The sequence below is a fragment of the Streptomyces sp. So13.3 genome (genome assembly GCF_005860785.2).
GTDB lineage: Bacteria > Actinomycetota > Actinomycetes > Streptomycetales > Streptomycetaceae > Actinacidiphila > Actinacidiphila fildesensis.
Window position 1 is genome coordinate 3,321,461 of the sequence record NZ_CP048835.1, and the last position, 19,956, is coordinate 3,341,416.

General features: G+C 71.4%; 15 protein-coding genes and 2 pseudogenes. 12 read left to right on the forward strand and 5 right to left on the reverse strand.

Going from position 1 to position 19,956, the window contains the following annotated elements; genetic code table 11:
* Positions 1–198: 198 nt before the first annotated feature.
* The 6 genes and pseudogenes from C8250_RS15060 (at position 199) to corA (ending at position 5,126) form a co-directional block, all read left to right on the forward strand.
* Positions 199–852, forward strand: coding sequence for a biliverdin-producing heme oxygenase (locus C8250_RS15060; RefSeq protein WP_138353795.1), 654 nt, complete (start codon positions 199–201; stop codon positions 850–852).
* Positions 853–903: 51 nt separating this feature from the next.
* Positions 904–1,080, forward strand: a pseudogene (locus C8250_RS15065) (iron chelate uptake ABC transporter family permease subunit); the annotation flags it as partial.
* A gap of 32 nt (positions 1,081–1,112) precedes the next feature.
* Positions 1,113–1,340, forward strand: a pseudogene (locus tag C8250_RS15070) (hemin ABC transporter ATP-binding protein); the annotation flags it as partial.
* A gap of 187 nt (positions 1,341–1,527) precedes the next feature.
* Entirely contained in the window at positions 1,528–2,346 is an 819-nt protein-coding gene (gene ddaH / locus C8250_RS15075; RefSeq protein WP_343241175.1) for a dimethylargininase, read from the forward strand.
* A 13-nt stretch (positions 2,347–2,359) separates the two neighbouring features.
* A complete protein-coding gene (locus tag C8250_RS15080) occupies positions 2,360–3,952 on the forward strand; it encodes an NAD(P)/FAD-dependent oxidoreductase (protein ID WP_138353796.1) in 1,593 nt (530 codons plus the stop codon).
* A gap of 82 nt (positions 3,953–4,034) precedes the next feature.
* Positions 4,035–5,126, forward strand: a complete 1,092-nt coding sequence (corA, locus tag C8250_RS15085; RefSeq protein ID WP_138353797.1) for a magnesium/cobalt transporter CorA — start codon at positions 4,035–4,037, stop codon at positions 5,124–5,126.
* 10 nt (positions 5,127–5,136) lie between these two features.
* On the opposite strand, the gene C8250_RS15090 is transcribed toward corA, so the two are convergent.
* Positions 5,137–6,201, reverse strand: coding sequence for a small ribosomal subunit Rsm22 family protein (locus C8250_RS15090; protein ID WP_138353798.1), 1,065 nt, complete (start codon positions 6,199–6,201; stop codon positions 5,137–5,139).
* A gap of 359 nt (positions 6,202–6,560) precedes the next feature.
* Here C8250_RS15090 and C8250_RS15095 point away from each other — a divergent pair, with 359 nt between their 5' ends.
* On the forward strand, positions 6,561–7,934 hold the full coding sequence (locus tag C8250_RS15095; RefSeq protein WP_244809148.1) for a sugar transferase: 1,374 nt from the start codon (positions 6,561–6,563) through the stop codon (positions 7,932–7,934).
* Between the two features lie 34 nt (positions 7,935–7,968).
* Here C8250_RS15095 and C8250_RS15100 read toward each other — a convergent pair whose 3' ends face one another.
* Complete coding sequence (locus C8250_RS15100) at positions 7,969–8,913, reverse strand: GDP-L-fucose synthase (RefSeq protein WP_138353800.1); 945 nt, start codon at positions 8,911–8,913, stop codon at positions 7,969–7,971.
* Positions 8,914–9,009: 96 nt separating this feature from the next.
* On the opposite strand from C8250_RS15100, the gene gmd reads away from it, so the two are divergent.
* The 5 genes from gmd (at position 9,010) to C8250_RS15125 (ending at position 15,709) form a co-directional block, all read left to right on the forward strand.
* Positions 9,010–10,023, forward strand: coding sequence for a GDP-mannose 4,6-dehydratase (gmd, locus tag C8250_RS15105; protein WP_138353801.1), 1,014 nt, complete (start codon positions 9,010–9,012; stop codon positions 10,021–10,023).
* Between the two features lie 164 nt (positions 10,024–10,187).
* Positions 10,188–12,338 carry a LamG-like jellyroll fold domain-containing protein gene (locus tag C8250_RS15110; RefSeq protein WP_232485467.1) on the forward strand — a complete coding sequence of 717 codons (2,151 nt, stop codon included), beginning with the start codon at positions 10,188–10,190 and terminating at the stop codon, positions 12,336–12,338.
* Positions 12,335–13,012, forward strand: a complete 678-nt coding sequence (locus C8250_RS15115; protein ID WP_138353803.1) for a hypothetical protein — start codon at positions 12,335–12,337, stop codon at positions 13,010–13,012. Before C8250_RS15110 ends, C8250_RS15115 begins: the two co-directional genes overlap by 4 nt.
* Positions 13,013–13,019: 7 nt before the next feature.
* Complete coding sequence (locus C8250_RS15120) at positions 13,020–14,192, forward strand: glycosyltransferase (RefSeq protein WP_138353804.1); 1,173 nt, start codon at positions 13,020–13,022, stop codon at positions 14,190–14,192.
* 29 nt (positions 14,193–14,221) lie between these two features.
* Positions 14,222–15,709, forward strand: a complete 1,488-nt coding sequence (locus C8250_RS15125) for an O-antigen polymerase (protein ID WP_239070110.1) — start codon at positions 14,222–14,224, stop codon at positions 15,707–15,709.
* On the opposite strand, the gene C8250_RS15130 is transcribed toward C8250_RS15125, so the two are convergent.
* The 3 genes from C8250_RS15130 to C8250_RS15140 all read right to left on the reverse strand — a co-directional run bounded on the left by C8250_RS15130 (position 15,614) and on the right by C8250_RS15140 (position 19,923).
* Entirely contained in the window at positions 15,614–16,915 is a 1,302-nt protein-coding gene (locus tag C8250_RS15130) for a hypothetical protein (protein ID WP_138353805.1), read from the reverse strand. The two genes, C8250_RS15125 and C8250_RS15130, sit on opposite strands and share 96 nt — an antisense overlap.
* Positions 16,912–18,585, reverse strand: coding sequence for a polysaccharide biosynthesis tyrosine autokinase (locus C8250_RS44465; protein ID WP_187144846.1), 1,674 nt, complete (start codon positions 18,583–18,585; stop codon positions 16,912–16,914). The genes C8250_RS15130 and C8250_RS44465 overlap by 4 nt, the downstream gene beginning before the upstream one ends.
* A 66-nt stretch (positions 18,586–18,651) precedes the next feature.
* A complete protein-coding gene (locus tag C8250_RS15140) occupies positions 18,652–19,923 on the reverse strand; it encodes a glycosyltransferase family 4 protein (protein ID WP_138353806.1) in 1,272 nt (423 codons plus the stop codon).
* Between the last annotated feature and the right edge of the window lie 33 nt (positions 19,924–19,956).

Genomic DNA, 19,956 nt, shown 5'->3' on the forward strand with positions numbered 1-19,956 from the left:
GGGCTCCTTCCCTCGCCCCCGCGTCCATGGTCCACGGTACGCGGGTGGTGGGCATCATCCTGCCTCTTGTCCGGAATGAACGCACAGCCGGGGTGGAAGAACTGGAGTAGCGTTGTTCCCGACAGGCTGTCGGCATCCTCTTAACTTAGGTATACCTAAGTTGCAAGGATCGCGGCACGCCCGAAGCAGGAGGTTCCCTTGACGCCGTCCCCGTTCTCCACTGTGATCCGCACCGCCAGCCACGCTCAGCACACCGAGGCCGAGAACTCGACCTTCATGAGCGACCTGCTCGGCGGACGGCTCGGCGTGGACGCGTACGCCCGTTACACCGAGCAGTTGTGGTTCGTCTACCGGGCCCTGGAGGACGCGGCGCAGTCGCTGGCCGCAGACCCGGTCGCCGGCCCCTTCGTCCGCGCCGAACTGCTGCGCGTCGCGGAGCTGGAGCGCGACCTGGACCATCTGCTCGGCGCGGGCTGGCAGCAGCGCTCGGTGCCGCTGCCCGCCACGGCGGCGTACGCGGAGCGGGTCGCCGAGGTCGCCAGGACGTGGCCCGCGGGGTATGTCGCACATCACTACACCCGCTATCTGGGGGACCTGTCCGGCGGACAGGTGATCCGTGGCATCGCGGAGAAGACCTGGGGGTTCGAACGCAAGGGCGACGGCGTGCGCTTCTACGTCTTCGAGGGGATCGGCAACCCGGCCGCGTTCAAGCGCGAGTACCGCGAGCTGCTGGACGCCCTGGCCGTCGACGACCTGGAGAAGCAGCGCGTGGTGGACGAGTGCCGCACCGCCTTCGCCCTGAACAGCGCCGTCTTCGCCGACCTCGGTGCCGCCTACCCGCTGAGCGCGTAGGGAGTGTCTTCGAAGTAGCGTCGTCCGCCCGGAGGGCGGGGCCGGCGGGGTCTGGTGCCCGGCAGCGCGCTCGGCGGTGCGCTGGTGCTGGTCGCCGCCGACCTCGCCGCCCGCACCCTCGCGGCCCCCGCGGAACTGCCGCTCGGTGTTCTGACCGCCCTCGTCGGCAGCCCGTTCTTCTTCTGGCTGCTGCGCCATACCCGCAACCGGCAGGGAGGCTGGGCGTGAACAAGCCGCTCGTCAACAGGTTCTGGAGCCGCCGCGCCCAGGCCGGCGGGGGCCGCGCCGTGGTCGTGGTGCTGCACGACCTGGGCCTGGCGGCCGCGCACGCCGACCGGATCGCGGTGCTGGCGGACGGCCGGATCGCGGCCGACGGCGCCCCCGCCGACGTCCTGTCCGAGGAACTGCTGAGCACGGTGTACCGGCATCCGGTCGAGGTGTTCGCCCACCCCAGAACCGGCGAACCGCTCGTACTCCCCCGCCGCTGACGGTCGCGGCGTGGGACAGGGCCGGTGCGATAGGCCGCCGTGTATGAAAACGATCGTGCGAACCACCCAAATGGTTCGATGCGTTTCGGCCGCCGAGGGTGGACGATTTGTGCGCGTACGTGACCCCGATGCGCGTACGCAGCCCCATCGGCGTTCCGCCGGAGCCTCAAACGACGAGGAGCCCGCATTGCGCACAGTCCGCACCGCCACACCCCGGCGGTACCTGATGTGCCCGCCCGAGCACTTCCGGGTGACCTACTCGATCAATCCGTGGATGGACCCGGCCAAGCCGGTCGACCCCGTACTCGCGCTCTTCCAGTGGGAGGAACTGCGGGACCGCTACCGCTCCCTGGGCCATACCGTCGAGGTCCTCGACCCGGTGGCCGACCTACCCGACATGGTCTTCGCCGCCAACGGCGCCACCGTCGTGGACGGCCGGGTGCTCGGCGCCCGGTTCTTCAACGCGGAGCGGACCGACGAGGCGCCGGCGCATCTGGCGTGGTTCCGCCGCAACGGATTCACCGAGGTGCGCGAGCCGCAGCACATCAACGAGGCCGAGGGCGACTTCGCCGTCACCTCGCAGTGGATCCTGGCCGGAATGGGATTCCGCAGCAGCCCGCTCTCGCACTCCGAGGCCCAGGAGTTCTTCGGCCGGCCCGTCATCGGGCTGGAACTGACCGACCCCCGCTACTACCACCTCGACACCGCGTTCGCCGTTCTCGACGACGCGGCGGGCGAGGTCATGTACTTCCCTGACGCGTTCTCGCCCGGCAGCCGCAAGGTACTGGCCCGGCTCTTCCCCGACGCCCTGCTCGCGACGGCGGCGGACGCCGCCGCACTCGGGCTGAACGCCGTCAGCGACGGACGCCATGTGGTCCTCCCGCGTGGCGCCACCGGCCTGTTCGCACCGCTGCGCGAGCGCGGTTTCGAACCGGTCGCGGTCGATCTGTCGGAGCTCCACAAAGCGGGCGGCAGCGTGAAGTGCTGCACCCAGGAGCTGCGGTAGCTACCGTGCCTGCATGTCCTCCACCACCGCATCGTCCCGCGTACCGAAGCGTTCCTCGTACGACGCCGTGATCGTCGGCGGCGGCCACAACGGTCTGGTGGCCGCCGCCTACCTGGCCCGCGCCGGCCGCAGCGTGCTGCTGCTGGAGCGGCTGCCGGCCACCGGCGGCGCGGCCGTGTCCGCCCAGGCGTTCACGGGGGTCGACGCCCGGCTGTCGCGCTACTCGTACCTGGTCAGCCTGCTCCCGAAGAAGATCACGGAGGAGCTGGGGCTGCGCTTCGCGGTGCGCCGCCGCCGGATCTCCTCGTACACGCCGTACGGGTGGGGGTCCCCCCGGCCGGAGGTTGGGGGAGGCCTGCTGGTCGACTCGCAGGATCCGTCCAGGACCCGGGAGGGCTTCGTGCGCCGCACCGGCTCGGAGCGGGACTTCGACGCGTGGCAGCGGTTCTACACGATGACGCGGCAGGTGGCGGAGCGGGTCTTCCCGACGCTGACCGGGCCGCTGCCGTCCCGGGCGGAGCTGGAGCGGATCGTGGACGATCCGGCGGCCTGGGAGGCGCTGTTCGAACGTCCGCTGGGCGAGACCGTGGAGGCGGTGTTCGAGGACGAACTGGTCCGGGGCATCGTGCTGACCGACGCGCTGATCGGCACGTTCACCCACGCCCACGACGAGACGCTGCGGCAGAACCGCTGCTTCCTCTACCACGTCATCGGCGGCGGGACCGGGGACTGGGACGTGCCGGTGGGCGGTATGGGCGCGCTGACGGACGCGCTGGCCGGGGCCGCCCTGGCGGCCGGCGCGGAGATCGTCACCGGCTGCGAGGTGACGGGCATCGCGACGGACGGCGGCTGCGCCGAGGTCTCCTTCGAGGGGGGCCGGGTGGGCGCCGGGCACGTGCTGGTGAACGCCGCCCCGCACACCCTCGCCGGACTGCTCGGCGAGCCCGAACCGTCCCGGCCGGAAGGCGCCCAGCTCAAGGTCAACATGCTGCTGCGGCGGCTGCCGCGGCTGCGGGACCGTTCCGTCGACCCGCGCGAGGCGTTCGCCGGCACGTTCCACATCGCCGAGTCGTACGGCGAGCTGGCGACCGCGTACGAGGAGGCCGCGGCGGGCCGGATCCCGGCCGCCCCGCCGTCCGAGATCTACTGCCACTCGCTGAGCGACCCGTCGATCCTCTCCCCCGCCCTGGCCGGCCAGGGCGCGCACACCCTCACCCTCTTCGGCCTGCACGCCCCTGCCCGGCTGTTCGCCGCCGACCCGTCCGGTACGAAGGAGGCGCTGCTCAAGGCCACCCTCGCCCAGCTCGACGCGGTACTGGCCGAGCCGCTGGCCGACTGCCTGGCGCTCGACGCCGACGGCCGGCCCTGCATCGAGGCGAAGTCCCCGCTGGACCTGGAGCGCGAGGTCGGCCTGCCGGGCGGCCATATCTTCCACCGCGACCTGAGCTGGCCGTACGCCGCCCCCGGCACCGGCCCCTGGGGCGTGGAGACCGGGGACCCCGCCGTGCTGCTGTGCGGCGCGGGCGCGGTGCGCGGCGGCGGTGTCAGCGGGATCCCCGGGCACAACGCGGCGATGGCGGTCCTGCACGGGACGCCGGGAGCCTGACCGGGGCCGCACGGCAGGGCGGACGGACGGGCCACCTGCCCGATCGGCGATACTTCCTCGGATACGTACCGAGGAGGGCACGATGACCGGTCGGCAGTGGCGCAGAAGCGGGAGCGGGGGCAAGTGGCACACCCTCGACGAGAGTGGCGGCGCGCTGCCCGCGCCCCGCAAGTGCACCGCGGACGTGATCGTGGACTGCGCGGTGTACGAGGACGGCAAGCGCTCCGCGACCCTGCCGCCGCGTGAGGCGCTGGCGGCGGCGAGGGAGCGGCCGGGCGGTTTCGCCTGGATCGGGCTGTACCAGCCGGACGCCGAGCACCTCGTGGAGATCGCCGATGTGTTCGGCCTGCACCCGCTCGCCGTGGAGGACGCCGTCAAGGCGCACCAGCGGCCGAAGCTGGAGAGCTACGGCGACACGCTCTTCCTGGTGCTGAAGACGATCGTCTTCGTGGAGCACGAGAAGCTGACGGCGACCAGTGAGGTCGTCGACACCGGCGAGATCATGATGTTCCTGGGCAAGGACTTCGTCGTGGTCGTCCGGCACGGCAGCGCGCCGGGCCTGTCGCGGGTGCGCAGTTCCCTGGAGGCGCGGCCGGACCTGCTGGCGCAGGGTCCGGCATCGGTGCTGCACGCGATCGCGGACCAGGTCGTCGACGACTACCTGGACGTCGCGGACCGGGTGGAGCTGGATGTGGACCAGCTGGAGTCCGATGTGTTCTCGGCCGGGCACGGCGACGACGCGGAGCGGATCTACCAGCTCAAGCGCGAGCTGATCGAGTTCAAGCGGGCCGTCCATCCGATGGCGCGGCCGCTGCAGCGCCTCGCGGAGGACCCGCACCCCGCCATCGGGCCCGAGGTGGGCCGGTATCTGCGGGACGTCGCCGACCATCTGTCCCATGTCCGGGAGCGGCTGGCGGGCTACACCGAGTTGGTGGACGGGCTGTTGTCGGCCAATCTCAGCCAGCTCGCCGTGCAGCAGAACACCGATATGCGGCGTATCAGCGCGGCGGCCGCGATCCTCGCGATCCCGACGATGATCGCCGGTTTCTACGGGATGAACTTCGAGCACATGCCGGAACTGAAGTGGACCTTCGGCTATCCGCTGATGGTCGGGGTGACGGCCGTGCTGTCCGCGGTGGTCTACCGGGCCTTCCGGCGCTACGGCTGGCTCTGAGCCGGCCGGCTCAGGAGTCCGTCGCGTCTGCCGCGGGCGGCCAGGGGTCGCCCGAGTCCGCGTCGCGGGCGGCGCGGTAGAGGTCGCCGTGCCGCTTCTTGGTGATGATGCTGCGGGAGAGTCCGTCGTCCCGGGTGCACAGGTCGAGCAGCACCTGGCCCTTGCGGATCTGCGGGTGCCGCACGACGCGCCCGGCCGCGGGCGCGGCCGGGAAGCGGGCGGCCGCGACGTAGCTGAACTTCTCGTCCTCGTACGGCAGTGAGCCGCCCTTGATCTGGCGGTGCAGCGAGGAGCGGTTCACCCGGGCCGCGAAGTGGCACCAGTCGGTGCCCTCTATCGGGCAGGTCCCGTTGTGCGGGCAGGGGGCGAGCACGGTGTACCCGGCGCCGAGGAGCTGGTCGCGCGCGGCGATGACCCGGGCGTAGCCGTCCGGGGTGCCGGGCTCGACGATCACCACGGCGCCCAGTGCCGCGCGGGCCGCCTCGGCGACGACGGAGACCCGGGCGGCGGCGTCCAGTTCGCCGAGCACGTACGAGACGGTGACCAGGTCGGACTCGGGCAGCCGTACGGCGCCGCCCAGCGGGGCCCGGCGCCATTCGGCGTCCCGTACCGCCGCGGAGTCGGCGCCCGCGGCCAGTTCGCGGCCGAGGGTGAGGGCGGCGTCCGACCAGTCCAGGACGGTGCTGGTGTGGGTGTCCTGCTGCCAGGTGTCGGCGACCGCCCAGGTCGCCGCTCCGGTGCCGCCGCCCACGTCCAGATGGGTGGCCGGGGCCCAGGTGCCCGCCCGCGCCTGGAACTCCGCGAGCGCGGAGCGCACGGCGGCGTAGGTGGCGGGCATCCGGTACGCGGCGTACGCGGCGACGTCGGAGGCGTCCCGCAGGATCGGGGCGTCGGTCGGCGTGGCGCCTCGGTAGGCTGCGATCAGCCGGTCGACCGCCTGGGCCGCCCGGTTCGGCGGCAGACCGTCGAGCAGGCCGTTCAGCGCGGCGCGCAGGTCATCGGGGGCTTGCAAGGTGGACACAAGCGACAACTGTAAGGGGCGCCGTCCTGGGCGCCGGACGCTTACCCTCCGCATGCGGTCCGGTACCGGGACGGTACGTTCCGGAAGGTGTCCCTCCCCGGTGGTAACCATGATGTGGACGCCCGCCATACTCCGTATGGCCACGTTGTGCAGCTGAGCTATTAACTTGGACACAACAACGGCTCGAATATACGTAAACCGCAGCGGATGACCACCCTTTTGGCCTAGCGTTCCGGTTTATCACGGCGCACTGCTGCTTGGGGAAGTGGCAACCGCGCTCAGTCGGTCGCGATGTGCCTGGGGGGTCCATGCGGCGTGTCGAAGTACCCAATGGTCTGATCGAAGCCGAACCGAAACCCGTGCGGAGCAAGGCTCCGCGCGGACTCAGTGACAAACCGACGTGGTACCTACCGGTGGCGCTCGCCGTCGACCTGGTGGGTATCGCGCTGCCCGTGGCGCTCGTGTTCCAGGCGACGCGTCAGCCGTACCCATGGGCATGCGCAGTGGTGGCCGCGGTGGCCTGGCTGTGTGTGCAGGCGGGCAGGCACCGCTATGCGGCGCGCTCCCTGGGCGAGTCCCGGGCCGCGTTGCCGGTTCTGTACGACTGGCTGATCCTGCTCGGAGTGCTGGCCGTCGCGCGTACCGCCGTCGGCGAGATCTCCGAGCCCTCACTGGCGCTGCTCGGGCTCGCGCCCGGACTGCTGCTGACCGCCTCCTGCCGCAAGATGACGCACCGGCATCTCGCGGCGGCCCGCCGCGAGGCGCACGCGGTCCGCAAGGTCCTGGTGATCGGCGAGCCGAGCGCCGCGGACCATGTCGTCGGCCACCTGGCCGGACGCACCGACCACGCCTATGTGGTCGTCGGTGTCGTCCCGGTCGGGAACGCCAACCTCGAATGCGGCGCGCCGGTCAGTGCCCGGCTGGGCTCCGTGATGCCCAGCGCCCCGAGCGGCGACTCCGCGCTCGTGCTGGGCGCCGCCCGGGACCACCGCGCGGAACTCGTGCTGGTGGCACCGGGACCGCGGATGGCCGGAGAGCGGCTGAAACGTTTGTCCTGGGCGCTGCACGACGCGGGACTGCCGCTGGCGGTCCTGCCGGGACTGGTGGACGTGTCCATGCGCCGCGTCCAGCTCGCCGCGCCCGCCGGGCTGGCGATGCTCCACATCGCCCCGCCCACCCGGCGCGGAGTCCAGATCCAGCTCAAGTCGGCCATGGACCGGGCCGGCGCCGCCGCCGGGCTGCTGGTGCTGGCACCGCTGTTCGGGCTGATCGCCGCCGCCATCCGGCTCGGGTCACCCGGCCCGGCCTTCCACAAGCAGGTCCGGCACGGCCAGAACTGCGCGCCTTTCACCATGTGGAAGTTCCGCACCATGGTCGTGGACGCCGAGGCCCGCAAGGCCGAACTGACGGCCGCCAACGAGAACGACGGCCTGATGTTCAAGATGCGCCGGGACCCCCGGGTCACCAGCGTCGGCCGGCTGCTGCGCCGCTGCTCGCTCGACGAACTGCCGCAGCTCGTCAATGTGCTGCGCGGTGAGATGTCACTGGTCGGGCCGCGCCCGCCGCTGCCGGAGGAGGTGGCCCGCTACGACGAGATCGAGCTGCGCCGGCTCGCCGTCAAGCCGGGTATCACCGGACTCTGGCAGGTCAGCGGACGTTCCGACCTGTCCTGGGACGAGACGGTCGCACTCGACCTGCAGTACGTCGACAACTGGTCGTTCACCAGTGATGTCGACGTGATGGCCCGCACGCTCCGTGCCGTGGTCGACGGACGAGGAGCGTATTAGACCGGTGCCCTTCGTTCCTCCATCCGCCAACCCCTCACGCCTCGGACCGCCACTGGGTGTACACCGAGGCGATGCCGTCCCGCAGCGGGATCGTCGGCTTCCAGCCGAGATCCGTCAGCCGGGACACGTCCAGCAGTTTCCGCGGGGTCCCGTCGGGCTTGGTCGAGTCCCAGGCGATGGCACCCTCATAGCCGACGACGTCCCTGACGGTCTGCGCGAGTTCGCGGATCGTCAGGTCGTCGCCGCAGCCGACGTTGACCGGCTCGTCGCCGTCGTAGGTGCGCAGCAGCAGCGCGCAGGCGGCGGCGAGATCGTCCACGTGCAGGAACTCGCGCCGCGGGGAGCCGGTGCCCCAGAGCTCGACGCTCTCGCGCCCGTCCCGCTTCGCCTCGTGGAAGCGGCGGATCAGGGCCGGCAGGACGTGCGAGGTCTCCAGGTCGAAGTTGTCGCCGGGACCGTAGAGATTGGTCGGCATCGCCGAGATGTACGAGGCGCCGTACTGCCGCCGGTAGGACTGGATCTGGACGATGCCGGCGATCTTGGCGAGCGCGTACGGCTCGTTGGTCGGCTCCAGCGGGCCGGTGAGCAGCGCGTCCTCGCGGATCGGCTGCGGGGCGAGCTTGGGGTAGATGCAGGACGAGCCGAGGAAGAGCAGCCGGCCGACCCCCGCCGCGTGTGCGCCGGCGATGACGCTCAGCTGGATCCGCAGGTTGTCCTCGATGAACTGCACCGGATAGGTGCTGTTGGCCATGATCCCGCCGACCTTGGCGGCGGCGAGTACGACCGCGTCGGGCCGGACCTCCGCCAGGAACTTCCCGGTCTCCGCGGCGTCGCGCAGGTCCAGTCCGTCCCGGCCGCGGGTGATCACCTGGTAGCCGTCGGCGGTGAGCCGGCGGGTGACCGCCGAGCCGACCAGTCCGCGGTGTCCCGCGACGAAGATCCGGGCGCTGGGCGGGAGCAGTTCCCTCGTAGCCTTCATGACACCGGATTATGCCCTGTGGCATCACCCATTCGGGTCTGAGCCCAGCTTTCCGTACGAAACAGCAATATATCCGGATCCCTAAGGGGGGACCGCGTGAGCAAGAGCGCACTCATCACCGGCGTCACCGGCCAGGACGGCTCGTACCTGGCCGAACTGCTGCTCGCCAAGGGCTACACGGTGCACGGTCTCGTGCGCCGGTCGTCCAGCTTCAACACCGAGCGGATCGACCACATCTACCAGGGCCCGCAGGAGGCGAATCGTTCCCTCGTGCTGCACCACGCCGATCTGTCGGACGGCGTCGCCCTGGTGAACCTGCTGCGCGACCTGCAGCCCGACGAGGTGTACAACCTCGGCGCGCAGTCGCACGTCCGGGTCTCCTTCGACGCGCCGCTCTACACCGGCGACGTGACCGGTCTCGGCGCGCTGCGCCTGCTGGAGGCGGTCCGCGCGAGCGGTATCAGCACCCGCGTCTACCAGGCCTCGTCGTCGGAGATGTTCGGCGCCGCGCCGCCGCCGCAGAACGAGAGCACGCCGTTCCACCCGCGCAGCCCCTACGGCTGCGCCAAGGTCTTCGGCTACTGGTCGACGGTGAACTACCGCGAGGCGTACGGAATGTTCGCCGTCAACGGGATCCTGTTCAACCACGAGTCCCCGCGCCGTGGGGAGACCTTCGTCACACGGAAGATCACCCGGGCGGTCGCCCGGATCCAGGCCGGCCTGCAGGACCGGCTCTACCTCGGCAACCTCGACGCGGTCCGCGACTGGGGCTACGCGCCGGAGTACGTGGACGCGATGTGGCGGATGCTGCAGCGCGACGAGCCCGACGACTATGTGGTCGCCACCGGTGAGCCTGCTACGGTGCGGCAGTTCGTGGAGACCGCGTTCGCCCATGCGGGACTGGAATGGGCCGAATATGTTCGCTACGACCCCAAGTACGAGCGGCCCAGCGAGGTCGACGCACTCATCGGGGATGCGAGCAAGGCCCACGACCTCCTTGGCTGGAAAGCATCGGTCAAGGTGGAAGAACTGGCTCGGATCATGGTGGATGCCGACATTCAGCACGTATCCGATCAGTTGGCGGGCGCAACTGTGCGCATAGATCGCTAAATCTCGCCAAAACTGCAGACTGGGGCCTACCGAGCGCCCTACTCTGCCCTGCACCGTCGGCTGTACGAGCCACGGGCAAACGCTAGGGGCCTGGGGGGCTACGCATGCGTAAATTGGGGGTGTTCTCGGTTGCCACTGCATTGGCGGCCGCGACACTGGGAGTGATGACGTCGCAGTCCGCGACGGCACTGACTCCGCCGGTCGCCATCACGGCGGACGACCTTTCGACCTGGCAGACCAACGGGATCGTCTGGGCCTTCGCCCAGGCGGACGGAGTGGTCTTCGCCGGGGGTACGTTCTCGGCCATCCGGCCGCCCGGCTCGGCTGCCGGCGAGAACGAGCAGCCCGCGGTCAACTTCGCCGCGTTCGACACCACGACGGGCGCACCCACCGGGTGCCACCTGTCCTTCACCGGCGGCACGGAGACGGTCCGCGCGCTCACCGTCTCACCGGACCGCAAGACGCTCTACGCGGGCGGCTCCTTCGGAGCGGTCAACGGCGTCGGGGTGAGCAACCTGGCGGCGATCGACATCGCCACCTGCACCCCGCGCAACGACTTCCACGTCAACGTCACCGCCACCGTGCGCGCGCTGACGGCGACCGCCGACACCGTCTACCTCGGCGGCGACTTCCAGTCCGTCGAGGGCCAGACCCGCGGCCACCTGGCCGCGGTCACCACCGCGGGCGCCCTGAAGCCGTGGACGGCCGACACGGACGAGACGGCGCGCGCCGTCGAGGTCGCGGCCGACGGCACACATGTGATCGTCGGCGGTGACTTCTACACCGTGAACGGCGCGAACTCGCACGCCCTGGCGGTGGTGGACGCCACCACCGGAGCCGTCACCAAGAACTACCCGAACGGCTTCATCGACAACACGTCGGTCGTCAAGGACATCATCACCGACAGCACCGGCTTCTACGTCGCCAACGAGGGCACCGGCGGCGGTGTGTTCGACGGCCGCATCGCCTTCAACTACAGCGACTGGAACCAGCGCTGGCGGGACACCTGCCTGGGCGCCACCCAGAACCTGGCGCTCTACCAGTCGGTGATCTACAGCGGTTCGCACGCCCACGACTGCTCGACCATGGGCGAGTACCCGGACGGCACCCGCCACCACCTGCTGGCCGAGTCGGTCGACAGCCCGACGCTGCTGCCCTGGTTCCCCGACACCAATGACGGTCTCGGCGAGCTGGTCGGCCCGCGTGTGCTGATCGTCGCGTCCGGCGGCGGCAAGGACTACCTCTGGGCCGGTGGCGGTTTCACCACCACCAACCTCAAGGCCCAGCAGGGTCTGACCCGCTTCTCGAACGGTCCTGACACCGGGGCGCCCAGCATCCCGCAGGTCGTCGCGTCGAGCGTGGAGCCCGGCAAGGTCCAGGTCCGCTGGCAGACCAGTCTGGACCTCGACGACGGCAACCTGACCTACAACGTGTACCGGAACAACGGTGCCACCCCGGTCTACACCGTCAGCGCCTCCTCGCTCCCGTGGGTGCGGCCGCAGCTCACCTTCACCGACACCAACGTGGTGGCGGGCACGTCGTACACCTACCGGGTGTCGGCGAGCGACGGCACCAACGTCAGCGCCAAGTCGGCCAACGCGACCACCGTCGCCGCGGCCACCGCCGAGTCGTACCCCGCCAAGGTGATCGCCGACGGCGCCAACCTGTACTGGCGCTACGACGAGACGGCCGGATACCTCGCGGACGCCTCGGGCAACCAGGCGGCCGGCGACAACGTCGGGTACTCGACCCGCCGGGTCGTCCCCGCCGCGGTCCAGGGCAACAGCACGGCGGTCACGTACAACGGCACCAGCCAGTACTCGTACAGCGACCGCTCCTACCCCCGCCCGGCCTCGTACAGCGTCGAGACGTGGTTCAAAACGACCACCACGCAGGGCGGAAAGCTCGTCGGCTTCGGCAGCAACACCAACGGCCGGCTCAGCTCCAACTACGACAAGCACATCTACATGACCAACAACGGTCAGCTGATCTTCGGCGCCTACCTCAACGGGACCCGCACCATCGCCAGCGGCACCGGCCTGAACAACGGCCAGTGGCACCACGTGGTCGGTACCCAGGGCTCCAATGGCATGCGGCTCTACGTCGACGGAAACCTCGTGTCCAGCAACAGCGCGTACACCGCCAGCCAGGACTACACCGGTTACTGGCACGTCGGCGGCGACCAGCTCAACGGCTGGCCGAGCCAGCCCGCGAGCAACTACTTCGCCGGCTCCATCGACGAGACCGCGATCTACCCGAGCGTTCTGACTCCCGCGCAGATCGCCCAGCACCGCACCCTGGGGCTCACCGGATGATCCACCCGCTCCGGGCCACCGCCGCCGCCGTCATCACGACGGCGGCGGCGGTGGTGTTCCTGACCGGCTGCTCCAGCAGCGACCCGAAGGCCGCCGCGCCTCCGACCGCCTCCGCCCCCGCCTCCGGGGGCCTCGACCAGAACCCCACCGCCACCGCCGCTCCGACCACGCCCGGACCCACCGTCCCGGCGGCGGAACTGACACCGGCGACGGGCTCCTTCACCAAGCAGCAGAAGCAGTACCTGACCGGCCGGGTGCCGAAGGGATCGGACCCCGCGGCCGTGCTGGAGCTCGGCCAGGAGTCCTGCGACAAGATCAAGTTCATCGCCAAGCGGGACCCCGACGCGGCGGCGAGCGGCATCGTCCTCGGCCAGATCTCCGGCGCGCACGACGCCGTCACCGCACTCTGCCCCGACCAGAAGCCGGTACTCGCGGCGGCGGAACACGGCTTCACCGACGGCACCTTCACCGTCGGGAGCAAGGTGAAGGCCGGCAGCGTCATCACCCCCGGCACCTATCACGCGCCGACCCCGTCCAAGGGCTGCTCCTGGAAGCTCACCGGCGCGGACGGCAAGGCGGTCTCCGGCAGCAAGGCGCTGGTCACCGTGCCGGCCGGCGCACGCGGCTTCACCAGCACGGGCTGCTCCGTCTGGCTCTTCTCGAAGGGGGAGTGAACGGGGTATGCGGGTCCTGCACGCCGTCACGCTGCACACACCCAGCCACGCCTTCGGCGGTCCGACGCGGGTGGCGCTCAGCCTCTCGCGCGGGCTGATCGAGCGCGGGGTCGACGCCCGGCTGGTCACCCTCGGCGACGAGTTCGAGGGGCCGCTGCCGACCGAGGTGGAAGGGGTACCGGCGCAGCTGTTCCAGGCCCGGCACCTCATCCGGCGATTCGGCGTCGCGGGGATCACCTCCCCGTCACTGCTGGCCAGGGCGCGCCGGCTGGTGAAGTCGGCGGACGTCGTGCACGTCCACCTCATGCGGGACCTCGTCACCCTGCCGATCGCGCTCGCCGCCCTGCAGTGCGGCCGGCCACTGGTCCTGCAGACGCACGGGATGATCGACCCGACCGAGCGGCTGCCCGCCAAGATCTCCGACGCGTTCGGGGTGCGGCGGGTGCTGCGGCGGGCCGACGCGGTGCTGTGCCTCACCGAGACCGAGCGCCGCAACGTCAACGCCGTGGTGGAACCGGTCGAACTGACCAACACCATACGGCTGGCCAACGGCGTCGAACCGCAGGGCGAGTACCGCCCGGAACTGCGGGCCTCCTCGCACGGCGGGCCGCCCACCGTGCTGTATCTGGCCCGGGTGCACCCCGCCAAGCGGCCCGAGGACTTCATCGAGGCCGTCCCCGGCGTGCTCGGCAAGCACCCGGAGGCGCGCTTCGTGCTCGCCGGGCCCGACACGGGCGGCCTGGAGGCGACCCTGGCCCGCGCCCGCGCGCTGGGGGTCGACGGGTCGGTGGAGTACGTCGGCGCGCTCGACAGGACCGCGGTGTACGAGCAGCTGCGGCGGGCGGACGTCTACGTCATCCCGTCGATCCAGGAATCGTTCTCGCTGTCCGCGGCCGAGGCCATGTCCGTGGGCACACCCGTGGTCGTCACGAAGACCTGCGGGCTGGCCCCCGACATCGAGGCGGCGGGCGCGGGCCGGCTCGTGGACAGCCGCGAGGAGACCGGCGGCGGGAACAGTGCCGAGAACGGCGCCCGGATCGCCGGTGCGATCCTGGAGCTGCTCGACCCGGCGGTGCACGCGGCGGCCTCCGTCGCGGCCCGGCGGCTGATCCATGACTCCTTCACCATCGACGCGATCGTGGACCACCTGCAAAAGGTGTACGCGGACGTGCGACGCTGACGGGGTAGCGGGGAAGGGGGACTGCAGCCATGGCGGTTGTCGACACACGGGTGGCCGAGACGCGCACCAGGCGGCCCGAGGTGCCCGCGGTGTCCCCCCGGGCCGTGCTGTCCCGTGCCCTGGCCGTGCCGCTGGTGCTCGGCCTGGTCGTCTTCCTGCCCGCCACCGTGGCCCTCCAGCCGGGCGCGGGCGTGCACGACGAGGCGTACTGGCTGCAGATCGCACTGACCTGCTATGCCGGGGCCCGGCTGTCGTCGATGATCCTCACCACCCGCCGCCGGCGGCTCATCCAGGGGTCGTTCTGGCTGTTCGTCTACGCGGCGATGGGCGTCGCCTCGCTCGCCCAGCTCGTCCTGGGCCGCGTCCCGACGCCGCTGGTCGGCCCGCGCAGCGATCTGTCGGCGGCCCTCGCACTGACCCTCGTCGGCTGTGTGGCCTTCGACGTCGGCGTCCTGCTGGCCCGGCACCGCCCGGTGCGCACCGGCCGCAAGGAGCGCCCGGCGGCCTCCGTGAGCCCGCGCCGGCTGTATCTGCTGGTGCTGCTGGCGTTCGTGGCCAGCAGCTACTACGTCATGAAACTCGGCGGGCCCGCGGTGCTGTTCAGCAGCCGCCAGGAGATCAGCGACACCCTCGCGGAGACCGGGGTGGCCACCGCCGGTTCGCACGCGGGCTCCGCGACGCTGCGCGGCTTCGGGACGGTACCGGCGCTGCTGGCGCTGCTCTTCCTCACCCGCTGGCTGGTGACCTCGCGCATCGCGCGCCGGCGGCCGCTGCCGATCCTGCTGTGGATCGCCACCGCCGGGCTGAACATCGTCGTCAACAACCCGATATCCAACGCCCGGTTCTGGTTCCTGACCGTGCTGTTCTCCTTCCTGTTCACCGCGTTCCCGCGCAGCCCCGTGATGTACCGCTCCGCGCTGGCCCTGGGCGTCGTCGCGGCGCTGCTGGTGTTCCCCTTCATGGACCGGTTCCGCTACGACGCGGCCGACTACAAGCCCATGGAGACCAATTCGGTCCTCGAACCGCTGGCGCGCAAGGACTACGACCAGACGGTGATGTTCGCCAACGCGATCACCGAGGTGCACTCCGGCGCGGGCCACACCTACGGCCGCCAGCTCGCCGCCGCGGTCTTCTTCTACGTGCCCCGCTCCGCCTGGCCCGACAAGGCACTGGACACCGGCATCATGCTCGGCGAGTGGATGGGCAACAAGAACACCAACCTCTCCTCACCGCTGTGGTCCGAACTGTGGCTGGATTTCGGACCGCTCGGGATGACCGGCGGCTTCCTGGGGGTCGGCTACCTGGCGGCGCGCGGCGACCGGCGGTACGCGCTGCGCACCGCGGACGGCGGACGGCCGGGCGACATGACGGCCATCATCGTGCCGCTGATCGCCGGCTACTCCTTCATCCTGCTGCGCGGTTCACTTCTCCAGGCCTCCGGCCGGATCGGGATCGCCGTGCTGTGCCTGGCCATGGTCGCTTCCTTCCGCACCGACCCGCGCAAGCTCCTGCGCTGACGCCGCCGAGGCGCTGACCGAGCCGATCCGCAGCCAGGTGGCGACCGCCTTGGCGACGGAGCCGAGACCCAGGCCCCAGGCCGCGCCGAGGACCCCGCCCAGCGCGTAGCCGGTGAGCATGAACGCCACCGCCGCCAGGGAGAAGACCACCTGGATCGGCAGTGTGGTGCGCGGGCGCAGCACCCGCAGCGTCAGCAGTCCGCAGGTGCCGACCGCCATCGCGGTGTACTGGCTGCCGCTGGCCGGCAGCAGATGGGCGGCGTTGGGCCAGGTGTCGCCGAGGAGTTGTCTGCCGATCCGGTCCGGCAGCAGGTACAGCACGGTCGCCCAGCTCGCGGCGACGGTGGCCAGTACGGCGGCGAGCACCGCGGTGGCGCGGACCTGGCCGCGTACGCTCTCCGTCCGGTTCAGCAGCGGCGGGCCGAAGGCCGTCGAGGCGTTGAACAGGACGTTCAGCGGTCCGAAGAGGGTGGTCGCGCCGCGCAGCGCGCCGACCGCCAGCGGGGTGGCGAACAGCCCGAGGCCGAGGATCGCCAACTGGCTGGATCCGTTGCCGACGCCGAACTCCACGACGAAGCGCTGCCCGAGGTGGCCGCGGCGCACATACGTCCGCAGGTCCGCGGGCAGGCCGCGGAGCAGCGGGGCGAGCAGGGCGATGGCGGTGAGCAGCGCGGGCAGCGCCGACAGGCCCCAGACGGCCACCAGCCGGGCGGGGCCGGCTCCGTGCGGCTGCACCGCCAGCGCGGGCAGCGCGACGGCGAGCCGTACGAGGTCGGCGGCCAGCGCGTAGTGCGGCAGCCGCAGCGCCGAGAAGCAGTAGCGGATCCCGTCCTGGGTCAGGGCGATGGGCAGGATGAGCCCGAGCACGGCGAGCGCGGCGGCGGTGTCGCCGGGCACGAAGGCCAGCACGGCCGCGGCCGTGAACCCGATGACGGTGGACGCGACGACGGTGAAGACCGCCGCGGAGCGGCAGGCGGCCCGGATCACCCGGTCCTCGCCGCGGACCAGCACCAGCGCCTGGCCGACGTAGCTGACGCCGACGCCGAGCAGGATGGTGAAGACCATGTAGACCATGGAGAAGACGGCGAACCCGGCGGCGCTGGACAGCCGCGCGGCGACCACCAGCACCAGGATGTTGGTGAGCGCCGACACTCCCTGGTCCGCGACGGAGCACGCTATGGAGGCTTTCGCCCCCGGGACTCTCATGACACCGGCGACCGTTCGGGTTCCGGGAGGACGGCTTCCAGCAGGTCCGTCGCCGTGGCCGCGGGGGCGCTGCCGGCGTCCTCCGCGGGAGCCATGGGGAGGGGGGCCGTACGGTCCTCGTTGCGGCGCCACGGCAGGGTGAATCCGGTGCTGCCCGACGAGTGCAGCACCGCGCCGAGCACGGTGCCGCCGGCGCCGCTGATGAGTTCGCGGACCCGCTCCAGGTCGGCCCGGTGCACCTCGCGCGGGTCGCAGACCACCAGGACGCCGTCCACCCGGTCGACGAGTGCGAGGGCGTCGGCGTAGGCGAGCACGGCGGGCGCGTGGACGATGACCGCGGACTTCGGGGCGTCGGCCTCGGAGATGAGCCTTGTGGCCGGTACCGAGGTCAGCGCGCGGGCGACGTTGCGGACCCGGCGGCCCGGCACCAGGTCGAAGGAGCCGGACTCACCGGCGTCGATGGAGATCTGGTGCCCGGCCGGCCAGCCGCCGTCGCCCACCGAGGGCGTACGGGCCCAGGCCGGGCGGGAGCCGTCGCCGGAGCGCAGCCGGTCGGCCAGCGTCGGGGTGCGCAGGTCGGCCTCGATGAGCAGGACCTCCATGCCGGTCTCGGCGAAGGAGGCGGCCAGGTTGACCGAGACGGCGGTGGCGGTCTCGCTGGAGCCGCGCGGCGCGACCACCAGCAGCCGCCGGCGGTCGGCGAACCGCTGGTCGTACGCGAGCCGGAAGGCCACCGAGCGGTACGCCTCGGCGAGCCGGCTCTCGGTGTTGTCGAGGGCGAGCAGCGGAGCCGGTTCACGGCTGTCGCGGACCCGCGGCAGCGTCCCGAGGACGGGGGCCCGCAGCGCGCGCACCACATCGCTGTCGGAGCGGGCCGCCGGGTCGAAGACCAGCCGCACCCAGGCGGCGAGCAGGCCGATGGCGATACCGACGCCCAGGCCCAGGCCGAGGGAGATCGGCAGGCCGAGCCCGGCGGGCGAGGTCGGCGGGACGGCCGTGCGGATCACGTTGCCCGAGGTGGTGTCGAGGGCCTTCAGTTCGCTGATCTTGCCGTTGAGCTCGGAGATCCGGCCCAGCAGGTTGGTCTGCGCGTTGGTGTTGGTGGCGACGCTCGACGGGTCCTTCTGCTTCTCGATCGACTTGCGCAGCGCCTCGGACTGCTTCACCAGCGGGTCCAGCTGGGTCTTGTAGCCGTTGACCATGATCGTGATGCTCGACGCGGTCTGCTGCTGCCGGTTGTCCAGGTAGGCCTGGGTGAGGGCGTTGGCCCGGGCCGCCGCCTCCTGAGGGCTGTGGCCGGTGTACGCGAAGTCCAGTGCCGTGGTCTGCGGGGGGTTGGTCACCTGCAGGTTGGCGAGCAGTTCGGTGGCCGCTTCCGGCTGTCCCAGCGCCTTGGCCGCGCGCTCCGCGACGACGCCGCTGGCGGCGGTCTGCCGCTCCGAGCCCATGTTCAGGATCTTGTCGGGGGTGGCACCGGTGGCGAACGGGTTCACGGAGGCGGCCCGGACGGTGATCTCGCTCGTCGCGACGTACTTGTCCGCTCCCGACAGCGCCAGCGCGGCGCCGCCGAGCAGCCCGATCAGCACTCCGGCCACGATCAGTGCCCGGTAGCGGATCAGCTGGCGGAACTGGTCGCGCAACAGGTCCGGTTCGTCATGTTGCTCGATCACGTGCGTGAAACCCCCTCAGGCGCGCGCTCCCCATGCGCTCGCTCATTATGCGCGTTCGTCACCGGATCAGGTGTCCGAATGTGCGGGCTCCGCGGCCTGCGCGGATTCCGCGAATGGTACTGGTGGCGCCGACGGGGCCCGCGGGGCGGTGTCCAGGGCCTCGGCCACGAGGGCGTCGATCCGGTCCAGGCCCGCGGTGCGGCTGAGGTGCGCGTCGGCGTAGCGCGGTCCGTTGGACCCCAGCGCGTCGGCCGACTCCGGGTCCTCGGCGAGTGTCAGCACCGCTTTCAGCAGCGCGTGCGGGTCCTCGGGCGCCACCAGGACGCCCGCGCCGGAGCGCAGCACCTCCTCCGCCGTGCCACCCTTGGCGGCCACCGAGGCGACGACCGGCCGGCCGGTGGCGAAGTACGAGGTGAGCTTGGAGGGGATGCTCATGTCGAGGACGGACGCGCGCTGGGTGACGGCGAGGACGTCGGCCGCGGCGAGGACGTCGGGGAAGTCCGCGTCGTCGACCGGTTGCATGAACTCCAGGTTGGGCATTCCGCCGGCCAGTGCGCGCAGCTGCTCGCGCTGGTTGCCGTCCCCCATGAGGACGACGCGGACGGCCGGGTCCAGCCGGGCGGTCTCGACCAGCACCTCCAGGCCCTGCTTGAGTCCCATGTTGCCGGAGTGCAGGACGACGGTCTGGCCCTCCCGCCAGCCCAGCCGGGCGCGCATCTCGGCGCGGGGCCGCGAGGGGCGCGCCACATGCGACCAGTTGGGGACCACGCGTATCCGCTCACGCGGTACGCCGAGCGCGGCGACCTTGTCGGTGAAGCTCTCGTGGATGACGCCGACCAGCGTCGCGCGCTTGAGCACGTACGCCTCGACGGCGCTGGCGGCGGCCGCCGCCCGGTCCCCGCCGCTGATGCCGCTCTGCTTGGCGGCGGCACCCATCAGGTCCTGCACGATGGGGACATAGGGGACACCGTGCCGCCGGGCGGTGCGCGCCGCGAGGACGCCGCCGGCCAGGCTGGGCAGCTGCGCGACGACCACGTCGGGCCGGACGCGCGGCGGCGCGAGCAGTCCGTGCACGAGCACCGACGCTTCGAACAGGGCGCGGCGCACCGCGGTCTGGCGCGGTGGCACGGTGTGCCGGCGACGGTACACCCGCACCCCGCCGCGCTCCTCCTCGGTCCGCCAGACACCCCGGTAGGCGGGGTCGGTCTCCCAGGCGGGGTAGTGCGGCATACCGGCGAGCACCGCCACGTCGGCCCCGCCCGCGGCCCAGTGTTCGGCGATCTGCGTGGCGTACGGCCCGATACCGGTGTGTTCCGGCGCGTAATTGGTTGAAACCAAGAACAGCCGTTTGTGGCGAAAGCTGTCAAGAGC